Raw genomic sequence first — 18193 nt, forward strand, 5'->3', positions numbered from 1 at the left:
ATATCTTTCTTTTGAGTAAGTCACTTCAATTAGTAGTTCTAATCTAAATGTGGTATGATGGATACTCGGAGGTGTCTCTCATGATTGTAGCGACGCTAGAAAGCGTATTAATATTAGATAAGGCAGAGCAGCTTGCAAAAGCGATTATCTGTTCAGATATAGCAGAAGATTATCGTAAGTATTATAGAGAATTACATGAAGATATGGAACTTCAGACGCTCATTCAGCAATTTACAGCGATGAAAGAACGGTATGAGGAAGTACAGCGTTTTGGAAAATACCATCCTGACTATACTACCGTGTCAATGAAAATGAGAGAATTAAAGCGTTCTGTGGACTTACATGATAAGGTTGCAGCTTTTAAAAGAGCAGAAACTGCTTTGCAGAAGTTATTAGACGAAGTTAGTGTAGCAATCGGTTCGGAAGTGTCTTCTTCCATTAAAGTGCCAACAGGAAATCCATTCTTTGATGCTGGTGGCTGTGGTGGAGGTTGTGGTACTGGCGGAGGTTGTGGTTGTAAAAAAACGGGGTGATGTACCCCGTTTTTTAGAAGTTGGAAGAAAACGTATACAGAGTTTGTCCTGTAATGTTATAAATTTCTGATTGGTTTTCATAGAATATAAAATATATGTTTTTAAAAGGAGAAGATGGAGAAGATTATGTTCGGGCAACGACAAAGTATGATTGTTTATTTACATTCATTGAAACATGCCAAGATTTTAAGGAAATATGGTAACATACATTACATATCAAAACGATTAAAATATGCTGTAGTATATTGTGATATGGAACAAATTGAGCATATGATGCATAAGTTGAACAAACTTCCTTTTGTGAAAAAGATAGAACAGTCGTATCGCCCGTATTTAAAAACGGAATTTGAAAATTCCCGTCCTGATCGAGCAAAAGAATACGATTATAGCTAATAGAAAAAATCCCCGGCTAAATTTAGCCGGGGATTTTTCACTTGAAATAACGTGTTATTTCATCGGAGGAATGAAATTGTTCATTCGTAAAATACCAATTAAATGATTAAAAAATAGTTCTTTTTCTGGGAAAGTTGTAGATGGTTTTACAGTAAAGGTAGCCACTTTTTTTCCGAGTTGTTCCGCCGTTTCTTCAAATAAAATGACACGTTTACTTTTTTTATTTTCAAATACAGGAATGCCTTCACGACATATGTATAATGGTTGGAAATCACCAGTAGTAGTTGGTTTTAATATTACAACAAGCGAACATACTTTTTTATCGTTTTTTATCGTTTCAAATTGTAACATATGTGCTATACGTTCTTGATTTGTTTTGGCAATTTCAAGTAATTCATATAAATCAGAGTAGCCTTCTCCAAGTTCTATAAAGCGTTGAATCATATCTTTTCCTCCTCTTTCTTTTACTGTACCATTTCACTTTTTAAATGAAAAGCACACAAAGAAAAAAAACCCTGCATAGCAGGGCCCTTCTTATACTAGCATGTACTAGTAAGAAGGCAAAGGGAGAGGAGAAACCGGAGGAAGAACTTATGGGGAAACGTAAGTCTTCTCCGCGGTTGGCAACAACATCGAAGGTGATGTTGTTATAATTATTTATGTCCAATCTAAATGAAGATATACATAATGAAATTAAATTTTATGTTGGGCTTTTTATTTTTCTTTTTTTTATTTTGTGATAGGATAAAAAAGATAAAGTGGAACTAATATACATATTGGGTTCATATTAGTGAATGATGAGATGAATACATAAAAATAACGAGAGGTTATTTGAGGCCGAGTTTTCCTATAGTTAGGTGAATGTGGTTTGTTAACGGTTACCGAAGTGGGAATGACTTTCTATAATCGCTCGATAGATTGAAATAAAGGTAGTGACAACAGATGAGAGTAGTTTCAGGAAAATGTAAAGGACACCCACTTAAAGCGGTTCCTGGTAATACAACACGTCCAACGACAGATAAAGTAAAAGAATCTATTTTTAATATGATAGGTCCTTATTTTGATGGTGGTATCGCCCTTGATTTATTTGGTGGTAGTGGTGGTCTTGGAATTGAGGCTTTGAGCAGAGGGATTGATAAAGCAATTTTTGTTGATCGGGATAGTAAAGCGATAAAAGTAATTCATCAAAATTTAGAAAGTTGTAGAGTACAGGAACAAGCTGAAGTATATCGAAATGATGCTGAACGTGCAGTAAAGGCGCTAATAAAACGTGAAATGTCATTCGATCTTATATTGATAGATCCTCCATATAAAGAGCAAAAAATTGTATCTTTAATTAGTATAATGGATCAACATGGATTGCTACATAGTGATGGATTAATTATGGCAGAGCATGGTAATGATGTAGTTTTACCTAATTCAATAGGAAGGCTTGTAAAAGTACGAGCTGAGAATTATGGGATTACTGCAATATCGATTTATAAGTATGAAGGTGAGGGGACAGAATGACAAGTATAGCTATTTCTTCAGGAAGTTTTGATCCAATTACCCTTGGGCATCTGGATATTATTAAAAGGGGAGCAAAAGTATTTGATGAGGTGTACGTAGTCGTTTTAAACAATTCATCAAAAAAACCATTCTTTTCAGTTGAAGAGCGATTAGAATTAATTCGAGAAGCGACAAAGGATATTCCGAATGTAAAAGTAGATTCGCATAGTGGGCTATTAGTAGAGTATGCAAAAATGCGTAATGCAAATGCAATATTACGTGGTTTACGAGCAGTTTCTGATTTTGAATATGAGATGCAAATTACTTCTATGAATCGAAAATTAGATGAAAATATTGAAACATTTTTTATTATGACAAACAATCAATATTCATTTTTAAGCTCGAGTATTGTAAAAGAAGTTGCGAGGTATGGAGGAAGTGTAGTAGATCTTGTACCTCCTATTGTAGAACGTGCTTTAAAAGAAAAGTTTCAAACCCCGTTAAAGTGAACGGGGTTTTTCTTTATATGTGCGCAAAAATAATAAAATAACATATAAGTATAGACAAAATAATGTGAAAATTGGTCCATAATGTATAAAAGATGTCCAAATTTCATGTAGTATAGAAGGATGCTCGGATAAAAATACAGGAATATCTTTTGGCATAGGCGAGAAAGAACTCACTTTCTCATAAAATGGTGTCCAAAATACAAATGTAAAAATAGGGGCAAGAATACTTTGAATAATTCGTGCGAAAAAATAGGGTTTAAATCGGATATCTGTTTCAGCTAATATGCTAGCAACTTGTGCCTGAATAGAAAGACCACTAAATGCTAAAATGAAGCTTGTTACCATAGCTTGTTGTAAGAGCGGTGTTTCATTTATTTGACTAATCATTTGGCTTCCGAGTGTCATTTCGAAAATACCTGATAATATAGGTATACTAAAATCTGTACTTAGTTGGAAGAATGATAAAATATGTTGCATAATAAAAGAAAGAGCTGCTGTAATGTGAAATACAGTAATCATTTTATTTAACACAGAGAATAAAATAATAAATCCGCCAATCATAAGTAATGTTTGAATAGAAGAAACAATGGCATCCCCAAGTAATTTACCAATTGGTCTTTTTTCTTGTAAGCGTGTCTCGTGAAGGATTAAAAAAGGGTTTTGAAAGCGACGTTTTTTTGTAGTGTGTGTATTAATTTTGTAAGCGGTATTATCGCCGTAAAAACGCATAATTAATCCGACAGCAAAGTTACTGAAATAATGGGCAGCGGCTAATATAATTCCTAATTTCGGATTATTAAAAAAACCGATAGACACAGCACCGAAAATAAAAAGTGGATTAGAAGAATTTGTGAAAGAAACGAGGCGCTCCGCTTCAATCTGAGTTAAAAGATTGCTTTTTCGTAGTCTAGCGCTTAATTTGGCGCCTGCAGGGAAACCAGAAGCCATTCCCATCGCCCAAACAAATCCGCCTATCCCTGGAACGCGAAAAAGTGGGCGCATGAGTGGTTCTAATATAACGCCAATAAATTTTACAACACCGATACTAATTAGAAGTTCCGCAATGATGAAAAACGGTAGTAGTGAAGGGAATACAACTTCCCACCATATATTTAACCCGCGAATAGAAGCTTGCAAAGCGGCTTGGGGGTGGAGTACAAGAGAAAAGGTTAAAAATAGCGTTGATATGGTAAGGAAAGCGGTTTTCCATTTTTCATACATGTAAGTAAATCCCCCTTTGTCCCAAAAAACGTTCATTTCAGTATACGTGGATACGTAGTGAATTTAGACCATAAGTATGAAAAAGGAATGAAAAAAATTAAAGGGTGAGAAAAATGAAAGAACCAAAGATTGGTTTAGCACTTGGGTCTGGAGGAGCGAAAGGGTTTGCTCATATTGGTGTAATAAAGGTTTTAAGGGAAGCGGGTATCCCTATTCACATGATTGCAGGAAGTAGTATGGGGGCGCTAATAGGTACGTTTTATGCGGCAAGTAGCAACGTTGAAAGATTGTATAAATTGGCATCTGTTTTCAAGCGGAAGTATTATTTAGATTTCACGGTACCGAAAATGGGATTTATTGCTGGAAAACGTGTCAAAGATATGATTAAAATGTTTACATATAATAAAAATTTAGAAGAGTTAGATATCCCGACGGCTGTTGTGGCTACTGACATATTGAAGGGGGAAAAAGTGGTTTTTACAAGTGGGCCAGTTGCAGATGCGGTGAGGGCTAGCATATCTGTTCCTGGAGTGTTTGTACCAGAAAAAATAGATGGAAGATTATTAGTGGATGGTGGAGTCATTGATCGCATCCCAGTATCGGTTGTGAAAGAGTTAGGGGCCGATATTGTTATCGCTGTTGATGTATCTCCAATTAAGGTAAATGGCGATGTTACGTCCATTTATGACGTAATCATGCAAAGTATTGAAATTATGCAGCATGAGCTTGTAATGAATCGGCAAATTGCATCGGATTTAATGATGCGACCAGCTGTAGAGCAATTTAGTTCACGTGCTTTTACAAACATTGAAGACATTATTCGAGTTGGAGAAGTAGAAGCAGAAAAACATATTTCAAATATTTATTTATTAATTGAGCAGTGGAAGGAGAAACATAATGTTTAAGCGTTTTCGGTTTATATATGCAATCTTAATAGGGGTTATATTGGCGATGTTACTTGTTTACGTACGTTTACCGTATTATATAACAAAACCAGGAATGGCTGCCAAATTAGAGCCTTATGTTCAAGTTGAGGGTGGAACGAAAGAATCTGGTGATTTTATGCTTGTTACGGTTTCAATGGGACCAGCAAATGTGGTGAATTTAATAGCGGCACAGTTTAATAAATATACACATATTTCGAAAGCGGAAGAAATATTGCAAAAAGGTGAGAGTGATGAAGAATATCAATTTCGCCAAAATTATGCGATGAAAGATTCACAAAATGCAGCAATTTATAATGCATATAAACGTGCAAATCGCTCAGTATCTTTTGAAAATAAAGGTGTATTAGTTGCTGGTGTGGCAAAAGGAATGCCGTCAGAAGGAAAGCTTAAGCTTGGTGATGTTATTATAGCTGTTGACGGAAAAACGTTTGAAAAGACGGAGCAATTTATTGAATATATGACAGGGAAAAAAGAAAATGATGCTGTAAGTATTGAGTACATGAGAAATGGAAAACAATTGAAAGAGAATTTAAATGTAAAGACGATTCCTAATGGGAATGGACGTGTCGGTATAGGTGTTTCTATCGTTACGGAAAGAGAATTAGTGGTCGATCCGAAAGTGAAAATTAATTCTCATGAAATTGGTGGACCATCCGCAGGTTTAATGTTCACATTAGAAATATATAATCAACTTGTGGAAGAAGACTTAACGAAAGGACATGAAATAGCTGGAACAGGTACAATTAATGAAAAAGGAGAAGTGGGCCCGATTGGTGGTATAAATCAAAAAGTGGTGGCTGCTAGCGATGCTGGGGCTGAAGTGTTCTTTGCGCCAAATGAAAAAGGTGCGGAGAAATCGAACTATAAAGATGCACTTGAGACTGCAAAGGATATTAAAACAAAAATGAAAATTGTACCAGTGGATACGCTGGATGATGCGTTAACATATTTAGAAAAGATGGATAAGGAAAAAACCTCTCTGAAATAGAGAGGTTTTTTATAGGAATTTTGTAGTTGTTTCATCATAGCGAATAGGATGGTGTGTTATATCCTGTTTTAATAGTTGTGTGCGTAACGGTTCGTGCATGATGGAGAAATATACAGAGTTTGCTTTTTTCTCTATATCTAAAGCGGCATGGTCGAATGTTTTTGTATGAGTAAGGATTGGAAGTTCGATTTTTTTCTTATTTTTTGAAAGGTAAGTTTGTCCTTTTTGTGACATGCCTAGCAGGCGAATATATGGTGCGTGTTGTTCTATATTTGCGCTACGTATATCCTCTTTTGTTGTGTTTGTTAAAATGTGTGTACAAGCTCTTTGTAATCTAGTCCATGTATAACGTTTTGTTTTTAATGCTTCCATGAATGAATAGAAGGAGGAACTGTTTTGTATTTTTGATAAAATACGATGCTCTAAACCTTCTTCTATTTCATATATATGTCGTAAGTCCCCTGGAGACATCGTCATGAGTCTATATTTAAAAAATGAAAAGTATTGTTCCCAATTATGTAATATCCCGTAGTTTTGTTTGTAATTTGCTAAAAGCGAAGTGGTTGCCTGTGGGAGAAAAGGTTCAATTGTTGTAAATGATCCTTCTTCGCTAAAGAGTTGTTTTCGGATGCTTGTCGCGCTTGCAATATGTTGGTCATTAAATGTTTCATCGTGATAATGAGAGGCAAATCTTTTTATAGTTTGAGCTTGTATAGAGCTATTTTGTGACAGAATTGCTTTCATATATTGGAAGCCTAAAATATTATTTGGTTGTGACATATCTATGTTTTTTTCAGATGTTAAAATGTGTGAGAAAGCATCCGATGTTGCTTTTGCATAACTATTACCAGCGTCCATGAATTGTTTTACAAGGCAGTTAAAAGTCTCTTCTTCGTTTTTTTGTATGGAGATGGTATTATAAAAATTTTCGATTTGTCCATCCTCACTACCGAAACAAATTTCGGAAACACGTAGGGCATTTAAAATGGAAATAGCACCATTTGCGAAGGTTTCAGCCTTTTGTGTTGCAAAGACGTATGGAAGCTCTACAACAAGGTCTACGCCGTTTGCTAAGGCCATTTTAGTGCGATACCATTTGGAAATGAGTGCGGGCTCACCACGCTGTAAAAAAGGACCACTCATAACGGCAATTATTATATCGGATTGTGTTAACTTTTTTGTCTGTTGCACATGATAAAGATGACCGTTATGAAAAGGGTTATATTCAACAACAATACCACCAGCTTTTATGGTAATCTCTCCTTTCGATGTAGCATCTTTTTGAAAAACGTGATACTCTATATATTATTTACTATGATGACTTCATTATAGTGTAAAGAAAAAACATTGACAAATATAAAATGGCTAGCTATAATTTTGTTTGTTGCCTTGAGGTGATATGATATGAAATGGTCCATCCATCAATTGAATAAATTGAGAAATAAAGGATTGACATTGGATGAGATGGTAGATGTAAGTGAGCTAAAAGAGGTCGAGAAAGATATTCGTGAAATTAATCCTGTTCATGTAACGGGAAGAGTTGATTTTGGCTCCGGTAAGTTTACGTTTCATCTACATATAACTGGAAGCATGGTTTTACCATGTTCTCGCTCTTTAGTAGATGTGACATTACCATTTGACATTAAAACAACTGAGGTGTTCCAAACTTCACAAGAAGAATTTGAAACTGAAGCTGAAATTCATTCTTTAGAAGGAGAAGTACTTGACTTACTGCCCGTAATCAAGGAAAATATACTTTTGGAGATTCCAATGCAAATTTTCAGTGATGATGTTTCTGGTGGAGCACCGACGCAAGGTCAAGACTGGCAAGTGATTTCGGAAGAAGACAAAGAAAAGACTGTTGATCCAAGATTGGCAGGACTTGCAAAGTTTTTTGACAAATAATCGGAAGACTGGTTCAGGCCTTCATATGAAAATAACTATTTCTTTTAAGGAGGTGGGAAGAATGGCTGTACCTTTTAGAAGAACTTCTAAAACAGTAAAAAGAAAGCGTCGTACGCATTTCAAATTATCAGTACCTGGTATGGTAGAGTGCCCAAGCTGTGGTGAAGCGAAATTAGCTCACCGTGTATGTAAAGCATGCGGTACTTACAAAGGTAAAGAAGTAATCAGCAAGTAATTGCGGGAAAATAAACGCAGAAGATATCTTCTGCGTTTATTTTTTTTGTCTTAATCTTTAGTTGTTGTATTCTATCTTTTCTAGTAACTGCATATGCTTAATAAAAAATGCATAGGGAGGACTAGAGAGATGGCGACAACAAGACAAGATGCTTGGACTGATGATGAAGATTTGCTTCTGGCAGAAGTAGTACTCCGGCATATTCGAGAAGGTGGAACACAACTTTCTGCCTTTAAGGAAGTGGGAAAAAATTTATCTCGTACACCAGCAGCATGTGGGTTTAGGTGGAATTCTTACGTAAGAAAGCAATATAAAGAACGTATTGAGGAAGCAAAGCAACTTCGTAAAGTAGAACATTATGAAGTGAAAGAGACAAAGGTGTTAGAACCTACGTCAATTACGTTGAATGATGTTATTGATTTCTTGCAAAATTATAAAGATGAAAACTCTTTAACGGTGTTGCAACAACAAGTTGAATCATTACAAACAGAAAGAGAGCGCCTTCTGGAGCGATTATCAGTATATGAAGAAGAGTATAGAACATTACTTGATTATATCGATCAAAAAAGAAGTGTAATGGTAGCGGAAAGAAACAATGCTCGCTCGAATGAGAAGTTAGAGAAGCTTAAGAAATAAAAAACAGCTGTTATACAGCTGTTTTTTTATTTCTTAAGCCGATTCTTCGTTTGTAACCGCATTCAAATTTGTTTCTGGATGCCAAATATAAAAATCACCATCAGTTACTGATACGGGGTTGAAATTTAATTTATCCCAAAAACCAGCTGAATGAATACGTGCTATTGTTTTAATAGGAAATTGCATTTGTTTCGCATGATTTACAAGCATTTGCCCGAATCCTTGTTTTTGAAAAGTTGGTAATACTTCAAGTTTATAAAGTTCTAGGTAAGGACCTGTAATTTCGAATGGTTCTCCGCCGTTTCTTTTCATATATAGACTCATACGTGCGATTAGTGATCCACCATAATAAATGCCATAAAATGGAGATTCACTGTCGTTTTCAATAATGTTTGCTTGCAATTCTTCCAGCATAGATAGTTCTTGGGCTCCGCACCCTTTAAATTTTTTGAATTCATCTAACGTTTTATAATTGATGAGCAAGCGCTCAACTTTTGGGAATCCCATTACATCACATCCTTTTGTTATCTTGTTGAATGCAGAAAAGTAAAAATATTTACAATAATAGTATAACTCATTTTTTTATTTTTATGAAGAAGATAGTATATTTCTTTTATTATTTTTTTGAGGATTTGCTAAACTAAGAGTATAAGTGTATTAATAGGCAGTATTATACATAGCGAAAAAAGAGAGTGTATTTGTTTGGCAGAGGACAACGAAATTATAGGGCGTGCTCATGTACTTTAAAAAGATATAAAAAGGAGGGGAGGCAAGGGCGCTTAATGTGAATCCCTTGTGTGAAAATGAAAATTGGAATTGTCGGACCAGGTGCTATTGGTCTATTGTATACATTTTATTTACAAAAAAGTAACCAAGATGTTACGTTGTTTACAAGAACGGCTAAGCAGGCTGAAGAGTTGAATGAAACAGGTGTAACTTGTATTAGAGATGGAAGATGTGAAACAGTATATCCATCTGTTTTACCGATAGAAAGTATGGTAGCACAAAATTTAGATTATATATTTATTTCTGTGAAGCAATATCATATAGATGACGTACTACCGTTTGTGGAAGGGGCATCATCATTAATCTTTTTGCAAAACGGAATGTCGCATCTTCAAAAGATGCTGAAAATAGGGAGTGAAAATATAGCTGTTGGTATTGTAGAACATGGTGCGAAAAAAGAGGGAGGGCATATCGTTCATCATACTGGGATAGGGGTAACAAAATTTGGAGTGGTTTGTGGTCAATCTATACATTTCAAGAAAATATTCCGTTATTTTCCTGTTACTTATTTTCCAGTTCAAATAGAAACGGATTGGGAAGAGATTATGTACAAAAAATTAGTAGTAAATGTATGTATCAATCCATTGACAGCACTATTGGGAGTTAAGAATGGTGAATTAATCACGAATCGTTTTTTTTATCAAATGATGGAGCAAGTGTTTCAGGAGGTCGCATTTCTTATTAGAGGAGAAAAAGAAATGGTATGGCAAATGGTACGAAATGTGTGTGAAGGAACGTCTCGTAATACATCCTCTATGTTAGCGGATGTAAGAGCGAATAGACAGACGGAAATTAATGCGATTGTTGGATATGTATTAGAAGAAGCTAAGAAACAGCAACTACCAGTTCCGACACTTCAATTTTTGTTCGATGCAATAAAAGGGTTAGAAACAAGAGTATAAGTGTTATTCTTTGCTTTTACGTGAAACATTGACTACAATGTGGATTGGTGAGAGAACTGGATACGAAAGGAAGAATTATATGGAGATAAAAGAAATCTCTGTTCCGCAACAAGGTGTTGTAGCGGACTATATGAACGGTAAAAAAGAGATACAGTCATGTTTTGATTATATGTTAACAGAAGATGCTTTTAAACAACGTTTACATGATTTGCGTGAAAGGGAGTTTTTCCGCCAAGATTTAGTAGCGCATTTATTAGAATATAATACAAAATTACAAGCGGGAGAATCTACACTTCAAAATGTAAAAGCGCTTGGAGATGAAAATACATATGTTGTTATAGCTGGACAACAAGCAGGGTTATTAACTGGACCGCTTTATACAATTCATAAAGTTATTTCAATTTTACAGCTTGCAAAGGAAAAGGAAGAAAGTTTAGGAGTTAAAGTTGTCCCTGTCTTCTGGATTGCGGGTGAAGACCATGATATGGATGAGATTAACCATACTTTTGTAGCGAAAAATAAAAAGATGAAAAAAACTATTTTTTATGACCGTAATCCGAAAAAGGCGAGTGCTTCTGAGTCTGAACTTTCTGTTGAAGATTGTAGAAATTGGATTGAAGAGATTTTTAAAACATACCCAGAAACAAATTTTACAAAGGATGTATTAAAATTTGTTGATGATGCTTTGAAAAAATCGAATACGTATGTAGATTTCTTTGCTCATCTTATTACGAAAATCTTTGCTAATTCTGGTTTAATCCTTGTTGATTCACATCATCCTGAATTAAGAAAGTTAGAAATTCCATTTTTTAAGCGAATTATAAGTAAGTATAAAGAGATACAAGAGGGGCTTCGTAATCAGCAAGAAGTAATTAAAGAACTAGGATACAAACCGATTATTGAAACGAAGTCTCATGCAGTGCATATATTCATGGAAATAGATAATGAACGAGTATTGCTTGAAGATCAACAAGGTAAGTTTGTTGGAAAGGATGGGGCGCATTCCTTTTCATACGAAGAGTTGATTGAAGAGATGGAGAGAAATCCGGCACGTTTTAGTAATAATGTTGTAACACGTCCTCTTATGCAAGAGTATGTATTTCCTACGCTCGCATTTATTGGAGGTCCAGGAGAATTAGCTTATTGGAGTGAATTACAACAAGTATTCCATACTGTCGGTTTTCAAATGCCACCTGTCGTTCCTCGTCTTACAATTACTTATGTGGAGAGAGATATAGCGACGGATTTATTTGATTTGCAATTGAGAGAAAGTGATCCGTTTTTAAATGATGTCGATAAATTGCGTGAAAACTGGTTGTCTAATCAAATAGAGGAACCGATTGATGATCATTTTGAAAAGGCGAAAAAAGAAATTGCCGATATTCATACATCTTTACAGCAATTTGTAAAGAAAATAGAGCCAGGGTTAGGTGCGTTTGCAGGGAAAAACGAATTGAAAATTAATGAACAAATTGAACTGCTGGAAAGAATGTTGAAAAGAAATGTTGAGAAAAAGTATGAGGTTCAGCTAAATAAATTCCGCCGTATACAATTCGCACTTCGTCCATTAGGTGCACCGCAAGAACGTGTGTGGAATGTATGTTATTATTTAAATCAGTTTGGTTTGGATTTCGTTGATCGTGTAATGGAAAACCCTTTTTCTTGGGACGGAAAACATCATGTTATAAAACTATAAAATCTTGCTCTTTGGAGCAGGATTTTATTTTTATTCCGTTGAATTTACTGTGAAGTGATTTTTTTCTGAATTATCAATCAAAAAAAGTGTTAAATATGGCAATTGTGTTGGATACTTAAATATATGACAAAATAGCACAAAATGTAAACGTATTATTCGCTTTTTCGACAGTTTTTTATTTAAATTCCCGCAAAAGATGATAAAATTTAGTATATAATAAAAGAAAATAGCGATTTGTATAGTATGTTGCCTTTGTTGGTAAGTTAAATGAGTCGTTCTTTCGTATTATTTCATTCTCTAAGCGTGAAATATGTGTTTAGAGGAAGGGATACATTCAACATAATTAATTGGAAAAAGAGTAGGTGCAACAATGTTTAAACACGTAACAGTGCTTTTAAAGGAAACAGTAGACGGCTTAGATATAAAGCCAGATGGTACATATGTAGATTGTACACTGGGGGGAGGAGGACATAGTTCTTATTTATTATCCCAATTAACTGAAGGTGGAAAATTAATAGCGTTTGATCAAGATGAGATAGCGATTCAAAACGCGAAAGAAAAGTTCTCTTCATACGGTGAACAGTTTATAACAGTAAAGAGTAACTTCCGTTATTTAGCTGAAAAACTGCAGGAAATAGGTATAACAGAAGTAGACGGTATTTTATTTGATTTAGGTGTTTCATCCCCACAATTAGATACACCAGAACGAGGCTTTAGTTATCATCATGATGCACCGCTAGATATGCGGATGGATCAAGATGCCCCATTAACAGCGTACGATGTTGTAAATAGCTGGTCATATGAACAACTTGTAAGGATTTTCTTCCAATACGGTGAAGAGAAATTTTCAAAACAAATTGCAAGAAAAATTGAAGCTTATCGTGAGAATAAAGCTATTGAAACGACAGGAGAATTAGTAGAGCTAATTAAAGAAGGTATTCCGGCTCCTGCTCGCAGAACGGGTGGGCATCCTGCTAAGCGAGTGTTTCAGGCAATTCGTATAGCTGTAAATGATGAATTAAAAGTATTTGAAGAAGCATTGGAATCTGCTATTGAGATGGTTAAGCCAGGTGGAAGGGTTAGTGTTATAACATTCCATTCATTAGAAGATCGTATTTGTAAAACAACGTTTAAGCGAAATAGTACAACGCCACAATTGCCGCCAGGATTACCGATTATTCCTGATGAATTTAAGCCGAAATTAAAGCTTATTACAAGAAAACCGATTTTACCTTCTGATATAGAGCTAGAAGAAAATAATCGTGCGCGTTCTGCGAAGTTGAGAATCGCTGAAAAACGATAAAAGGGAGAGAGAGGTATGACTAATTTAGCTGTAAAGTACAAACAACAAGCGCAAGAAGAGGTGCAAATTCAAACGCCCCCACAGCAGATGGCTAAGCCGAAGGTTAAAGCGAAAATTACAAGAATCGAAAAACTGTTGTATGTAGCGTTTATTGGCTTTTTATTGTATGCCTGTGTCGCGTTTATTGGAAATAAAGCAGGCCTTTATCAAGTTAATGTAGAAGCAGCGACGATAGAAGAAAAAATTGTACAGCAGCAAAAAGAAAATCAAGAATTACAAGCTGAAGTAGAGAAGTTAAGTCGCTATGAACGGATCGCTGAAGTTGCAAAAAAACACGGGCTAGAAATTAATGCGAATAATGTGAAAGGCCTCAAATAAGGCAATAGGTGTGAAGGAACGATGAAGAAGAATATGACTAAATTTCATACCAATAAGGGAGCAGGTTATTTTATGATATTTTTCCTCCTGCTCTTTTTGCTGTTATTAGCCCGATTTTTTTACATACAATCAACAGGAACAGTTCATAATCAGGATTTAGATGCACTTGCTAAACAAAAGCATAGTAAAACAGGAGTTCTTGAAGCGAACCGAGGAACCATTTATGATCAAAACGGTCATGTGTTAGCGCAAGACGCAAACTCTTACAAAATGGTAGCTGCACTAAAAGGTGCTAACTCAGTTGAGAATAAAGAAGATACTGCAAAGAAAATTGCAGGAGTACTTGGAAAAGGCGAAGAGGATATTTTAGCTTCTTTAAACAAGGAAGGTAGAAGTCAAGTCGAATTTGGAACGTTAGGCAAGGATTTGACGAAAGAAAAGAAGGAACAAATAGAAGCGTTGAAGTTGCCGGGAATATCTTTTATTACAGAAAATGCAAGGGTGTATCCAAACGGTGATTTTGCATCTTACGTTATAGGTCATGCAAAACCAAATGAGAATGGAACCTCGGTAGGTCAATTTGGCATAGAGAAAAGCTTGGATAAATACTTAAGTGCTTCGAACGGAGAAGTAGCATATACAGGTGATCGTAAAGGTGTGTCCCTTGATGGGGGAAAAGTTAATGTAAAGGCACCTAAAAATGGAGATAACGCTTATTTAACAATTGATCAACGTGTCCAAAGTTATTTAGAAGACGCGATGAAAGCAGCAAGTAAGCAATATGAGCCAGAAAGTTTAATAGGGATTGTTGCAGATCCGAAAACTGGGAAAATATTAGCGATGTCTACTAAACCTAGTTATGACCCTAATGATCGCCAAATTAAATATTTCTTCAATGACGCGATTGCCAATGCATTTGAACCTGGATCAACAATGAAAATTTTTACGTTAGCGGCAGCTATTAATGAAGGTGTGTACAAAGGACAAGATTATTATCAATCCGGGACATATCAAGTCGGAAATAGGAAAATAAAAGATCATAATGGCGGTGCTGGTTGGGGTTCTATCACGTTTGATGAAGGGGTAGAGCGTTCTTCAAACGTAGCGTTTGCAATTTTAGGAGATCAAAAACTTGGTCCAGAACGTTTCCGAAAATATATTCATAGTTTTGGATTAGATGAAAAAACGAACATTGATTTATCAGGTGAAGGATCGAATACAATTTTATTTGATCAGCAAATACAACAAGTGACAACAGCTTTTGGACAAGGTTCCACTGTAACACCAATTCAGCTTGTACAAGCTGCAACGGCCATTGCAAATGATGGGAAAATGATGAAACCTTATGCAATTGATAAAATTGTAGATCCGATAACAGACAAAGTAAAATTAGAACATAAGCCAGAAGAAGTAGGAAAACCTGTTACAAAGGAAACAGCAGCGCAAGTAAGACAGTTATTAGAACGTGTTGTTACATCTCCGAAAGGTACAGGGACAGCTTATAAAATTGATGGATATTCAGTTGGTGGTAAAACAGGTACAGCGCAAATTCCGGATGGAAAAGGCGGCTATATGACAGGAAGACAGAATTATATATTCTCATTCTTAGGTATGGCACCAATGGACGATCCACAACTTGTCGTGTATGTAGCTGTTAAACAGCCGAAATTAAAAGATGACGAGAACGGCGCACAACCTTTAGCTGATATTTTTAAATATGTAACAAAAAATAGTTTAGAGTATTTAAAGATTAAGCCAAATGAAGTGAAAGATCCGAAAAAACATCTGAAAGAACAACAAACTACTGTTCCAGATGTAACTGGTAAAACGATGGCTGAAGCGGGGAAAGCGATTGATAAAGCAAAACTTCGTCCAATCGTACTAGGTGAAGGGAAAGTACAGCAACAAGTACCAAAAGCGACTGAACAAACATTAAAAGGCGACCGAGTCTTCTTGGTAGGAGATAAGCCTACAATGCCAAATATACAAGGATGGGCACTGCGTGATGTTATGAATTTAGCGAAGACATTACAGCTTAACTTGAAACCTTCTGGTACAGGATACGTAACAGAACAAAGTGTGGCGGAAGGAACATTATTACAACCTGGTACAGAATTAGGTGTCACACTCGTACCGCCACTCGAACCACAGCAAGAAGCAGAAAAGCCGTAATGGTAAAAGAGAATAAGTTCTAATTAAATAAGTACAAGCATATATTGGAACAAGCTAGGCGTAAGGGAGGCTTGTTCCGATATGCGTGTATCAAATGTAACAGTTAGAAAACGACTTATTTTTATACTTATATCAGGTATACTTATTTTCACTATTATCGATATTCGTCTTGGATATGTGCAATTTTTTCTTGGGAATATGTTAACGGATCGTGCGAAAGATTCATGGAGTCGTAATATTACTTTTGAACCCGAACGTGGGAAAATTTTAGACCGAAATGGTGTGGAACTTGCCACGAATAAAAGTGCTCCAACTGTCTTTGTTGTACCGAGGCAAATTGAAAAACCAGCAGAGACTGCAGAGAAGTTAGCTGCAGTATTAGGTGTGGAAAAAGATGAGATTTATAAAAGGATTACAAAAAAAGAATCGATTGTAAGGTTAGATAAAGGCGGAAGGAAAATATCACATGACAAAGCGAAAGAAGTACGAGGATTAAGTTTGAAGGGCGTGTATATCGCAGAGGATTCTATCCGGTACTATCCATTTGGAAACTTTTTATCACATGTATTAGGTTTTGCAGGTAGCGATAACCAAGGTCTTATGGGACTAGAAAAATATTATGATAAAGAGCTAAATGGGGACAAAGGTCATGTGCGTTTTTTTGCAGATGCGAAAGGACAAAGGATGCCTAATGTTGGTGATGATTTCAAAAAGCCAGAAGCTGGTTTAAATTTAGGATTAACAATCGATGCGCGTATTACAAGGATTATGGAAAGAGAAATGAATATTGCGGAGTCAACTTATAATCCTGACGGTATGATTGCGATTGCAATGAATCCTAAAAATGGTGAAATTTTAGGTATGTCTAGTCGACCGAGTTTTGACCCAGCGGATTTTCAAAGTGTCTCTCCAGAAGTGTATAACAGAAATCTACCTGTATGGAGTACGTATGAGCCTGGTTCAACATTTAAGATCATTACATTAGCTGCAGCATTGAATGAAAATTTAGTAGACTTAGAGAAGGATACGTTTTATGATGATGGAGCAGCTGAAGTAGGTGGAGCTAGATTGAAATGCTGGAAAGCAGGAGGTCATGGCAGTCAAACGTTTTTAGAAGTCGTTCAAAACTCATGTAACCCGGGATTTATTGAACTTGGTGATCGCCTTGGTAAAGACCGATTATTTAAATACATTCGTAATTTTGGTTTTGGGCAGAAGACTGGAATTGACTTGCAAGGTGAAGGCAGTGGGATTTTATTTAATTTAGATAAAGTTGGTCCAGTAGAGCAAGCAACAACTTCATTCGGCCAAGGGGTTTCTGTTACACCAATTCAACAAGTAGCAGCTGTAGCGGCGGCTGTAAATGGTGGAACATTGTATCAGCCGTATATAGCTAAGGAGTTTATTGATCCGAAAAATAATCAAGTTGTTAGTAAAAAGACACCTGTTGAGAAAAGAAAAGTTATTTCCAAGGAAACTTCAGAAAAAGTTCGTTATGCATTAGAGAATGTTGTAGCGAAAGGTTCTGGTAAAGGTGCTTATATTGATGGATATCGTGTAGGTGGAAAAACGGGTACTGCTCAAAAGGTGAAAGATGGTAAATATTTAGAGAATAATTATATAGTATCTTTTATCGGATTTGCTCCAGCGGATGATCCAGAGATTGTTGTGTATGTTGCTGTTGATAATCCAAAAGGGGTTACACAGTTTGGTGGAGTGGTAGCAGCTCCGATTGTCGGGAATATCCTTCGAGATGCGCTTCCTGTTATGGGAGTGAAACCGAGAAAAGAACAAGTTGAGAAAGAATATAAATGGGGCGATACACCAACTGTGGAAGTTCCGAATTTAATTGGAATGAAAAAGAAAGACTTACAAACACAACTCGTCGATTTGAAGCTTGATATAAGTGGAGATGGAGAGAAAGTAATTAAACAATCACCAGAAGCGGGAGCTAAAGTAAAAGAAGGCTCAAAAATTAGAATTTACTTCGGGAATTAAAGGTAACATAGTACGTTTTATGGTACAATTGGTGGAAGTGAGTTCTTTATAGAACAGTTACTTAATTTGAGACAGTAAGTGTCTCATTCATAAATAGGTCAGT

At 35.8% G+C, this 18193-nt stretch carries 19 protein-coding genes; 15 read left to right on the top strand and 4 right to left on the bottom strand.

Going from position 1 to position 18193, the window contains the following annotated elements; all coding sequences use genetic code 11:
- Nucleotides 1–80 precede the first annotated feature (80 nt).
- Together ACTFP3_RS14610 and ACTFP3_RS14615 are read left to right on the top strand one after the other, a co-directional pair.
- Nucleotides 81–533 carry a YlbF family regulator gene (locus ACTFP3_RS14610; RefSeq protein ID WP_000634366.1) on the top strand — a complete coding sequence of 151 codons (453 nt, stop codon included), beginning with the start codon at nucleotides 81–83 and terminating at the stop codon, nucleotides 531–533.
- A 126-nt stretch (nucleotides 534–659) separates the two neighbouring features.
- Complete coding sequence (locus ACTFP3_RS14615) at nucleotides 660–926, top strand: YlbG family protein (RefSeq protein WP_002082261.1); 267 nt, start codon at nucleotides 660–662, stop codon at nucleotides 924–926.
- A 54-nt stretch (nucleotides 927–980) separates the two neighbouring features.
- Here the strand turns inward: ACTFP3_RS14615 and ACTFP3_RS14620 are convergent, their stop codons facing one another.
- A complete protein-coding gene (locus ACTFP3_RS14620; protein ID WP_000616017.1) occupies nucleotides 981–1370 on the bottom strand; it encodes a DUF7147 family protein in 390 nt (129 codons plus the stop codon).
- A 498-nt stretch (nucleotides 1371–1868) separates the two neighbouring features.
- Here ACTFP3_RS14620 and rsmD point away from each other — a divergent pair, with 498 nt between their 5' ends.
- Both rsmD and coaD read left to right on the top strand, forming a co-directional pair.
- Entirely contained in the window at nucleotides 1869–2435 is a 567-nt protein-coding gene (gene rsmD / locus ACTFP3_RS14625; protein WP_001266978.1) for a 16S rRNA (guanine(966)-N(2))-methyltransferase RsmD, read from the top strand.
- Nucleotides 2432–2923: a pantetheine-phosphate adenylyltransferase gene (coaD, locus tag ACTFP3_RS14630; protein ID WP_000200601.1), complete on the top strand. Its 492-nt coding sequence runs from the start codon at nucleotides 2432–2434 to the stop codon at nucleotides 2921–2923. The genes rsmD and coaD overlap by 4 nt, the downstream gene beginning before the upstream one ends.
- On the opposite strand, the gene ylbJ is transcribed toward coaD, so the two are convergent.
- Nucleotides 2915–4144 (bottom strand): sporulation integral membrane protein YlbJ, encoded by a 1230-nt coding sequence (gene ylbJ / locus ACTFP3_RS14635; RefSeq protein ID WP_000273082.1) that lies wholly within the window; start codon nucleotides 4142–4144, stop codon nucleotides 2915–2917. The two genes, coaD and ylbJ, sit on opposite strands and share 9 nt — an antisense overlap.
- Nucleotides 4145–4257: 113 nt before the next feature.
- On the opposite strand from ylbJ, the gene ACTFP3_RS14640 reads away from it, so the two are divergent.
- Both ACTFP3_RS14640 and ACTFP3_RS14645 read left to right on the top strand, forming a co-directional pair.
- Nucleotides 4258–5049, top strand: coding sequence for a patatin-like phospholipase family protein (locus ACTFP3_RS14640; protein WP_000662588.1), 792 nt, complete (start codon nucleotides 4258–4260; stop codon nucleotides 5047–5049).
- Nucleotides 5042–6079, top strand: a complete 1038-nt coding sequence (locus tag ACTFP3_RS14645) for a SepM family pheromone-processing serine protease (protein WP_000476280.1) — start codon at nucleotides 5042–5044, stop codon at nucleotides 6077–6079. The genes ACTFP3_RS14640 and ACTFP3_RS14645 overlap by 8 nt, the downstream gene beginning before the upstream one ends.
- A 9-nt stretch (nucleotides 6080–6088) precedes the next feature.
- On the opposite strand, the gene ACTFP3_RS14650 is transcribed toward ACTFP3_RS14645, so the two are convergent.
- Nucleotides 6089–7270: a nucleotidyltransferase gene (locus ACTFP3_RS14650; RefSeq protein WP_002182932.1), complete on the bottom strand. Its 1182-nt coding sequence runs from the start codon at nucleotides 7268–7270 to the stop codon at nucleotides 6089–6091.
- Between the two features lie 213 nt (nucleotides 7271–7483).
- Here ACTFP3_RS14650 and ACTFP3_RS14655 point away from each other — a divergent pair, with 213 nt between their 5' ends.
- From ACTFP3_RS14655 to ACTFP3_RS14665, 3 genes are all read left to right on the top strand, one after another.
- Nucleotides 7484–7984, top strand: coding sequence for a YceD family protein (locus ACTFP3_RS14655; protein WP_000872149.1), 501 nt, complete (start codon nucleotides 7484–7486; stop codon nucleotides 7982–7984).
- A 61-nt stretch (nucleotides 7985–8045) separates the two neighbouring features.
- A complete protein-coding gene (gene rpmF, locus ACTFP3_RS14660; RefSeq protein WP_001984764.1) occupies nucleotides 8046–8219 on the top strand; it encodes a 50S ribosomal protein L32 in 174 nt (57 codons plus the stop codon).
- Between the two features lie 129 nt (nucleotides 8220–8348).
- Nucleotides 8349–8855 carry an RsfA family transcriptional regulator gene (locus tag ACTFP3_RS14665; RefSeq protein WP_000246467.1) on the top strand — a complete coding sequence of 169 codons (507 nt, stop codon included), beginning with the start codon at nucleotides 8349–8351 and terminating at the stop codon, nucleotides 8853–8855.
- 33 nt (nucleotides 8856–8888) lie between these two features.
- Here the strand turns inward: ACTFP3_RS14665 and ACTFP3_RS14670 are convergent, their stop codons facing one another.
- Complete coding sequence (locus tag ACTFP3_RS14670; protein WP_000506694.1) at nucleotides 8889–9362, bottom strand: N-acetyltransferase; 474 nt, start codon at nucleotides 9360–9362, stop codon at nucleotides 8889–8891.
- A gap of 296 nt (nucleotides 9363–9658) precedes the next feature.
- On the opposite strand from ACTFP3_RS14670, the gene panE reads away from it, so the two are divergent.
- The 6 genes from panE (at nucleotide 9659) to ACTFP3_RS14700 (ending at nucleotide 18090) form a co-directional block, all read left to right on the top strand.
- Complete coding sequence (gene panE / locus ACTFP3_RS14675; protein WP_166694799.1) at nucleotides 9659–10543, top strand: 2-dehydropantoate 2-reductase; 885 nt, start codon at nucleotides 9659–9661, stop codon at nucleotides 10541–10543.
- Between the two features lie 79 nt (nucleotides 10544–10622).
- The gene (gene bshC / locus ACTFP3_RS14680; protein ID WP_006928286.1) at nucleotides 10623–12239 is read left to right on the top strand and encodes a bacillithiol biosynthesis cysteine-adding enzyme BshC; all 1617 of its coding nucleotides are present in this window, start codon (nucleotides 10623–10625) and stop codon (nucleotides 12237–12239) included.
- Nucleotides 12240–12609: 370 nt separating this feature from the next.
- Complete coding sequence (gene rsmH / locus ACTFP3_RS14685; protein WP_000472508.1) at nucleotides 12610–13542, top strand: 16S rRNA (cytosine(1402)-N(4))-methyltransferase RsmH; 933 nt, start codon at nucleotides 12610–12612, stop codon at nucleotides 13540–13542.
- A gap of 15 nt (nucleotides 13543–13557) precedes the next feature.
- A complete protein-coding gene (gene ftsL / locus ACTFP3_RS14690) occupies nucleotides 13558–13920 on the top strand; it encodes a cell division protein FtsL (protein WP_000182804.1) in 363 nt (120 codons plus the stop codon).
- 21 nt (nucleotides 13921–13941) lie between these two features.
- Entirely contained in the window at nucleotides 13942–16092 is a 2151-nt protein-coding gene (locus tag ACTFP3_RS14695) for a penicillin-binding protein (protein WP_000739963.1), read from the top strand.
- Between the two features lie 81 nt (nucleotides 16093–16173).
- Entirely contained in the window at nucleotides 16174–18090 is a 1917-nt protein-coding gene (locus tag ACTFP3_RS14700) for a stage V sporulation protein D (protein WP_001266234.1), read from the top strand.
- Nucleotides 18091–18193 lie beyond the last annotated feature (103 nt).

The organism is Bacillus cereus group sp. MYBK5-2 (genome assembly GCF_051915685.1).
Taxonomy (GTDB): Bacteria; Bacillota; Bacilli; order Bacillales; family Bacillaceae_G; genus Bacillus_A; species Bacillus_A cereus.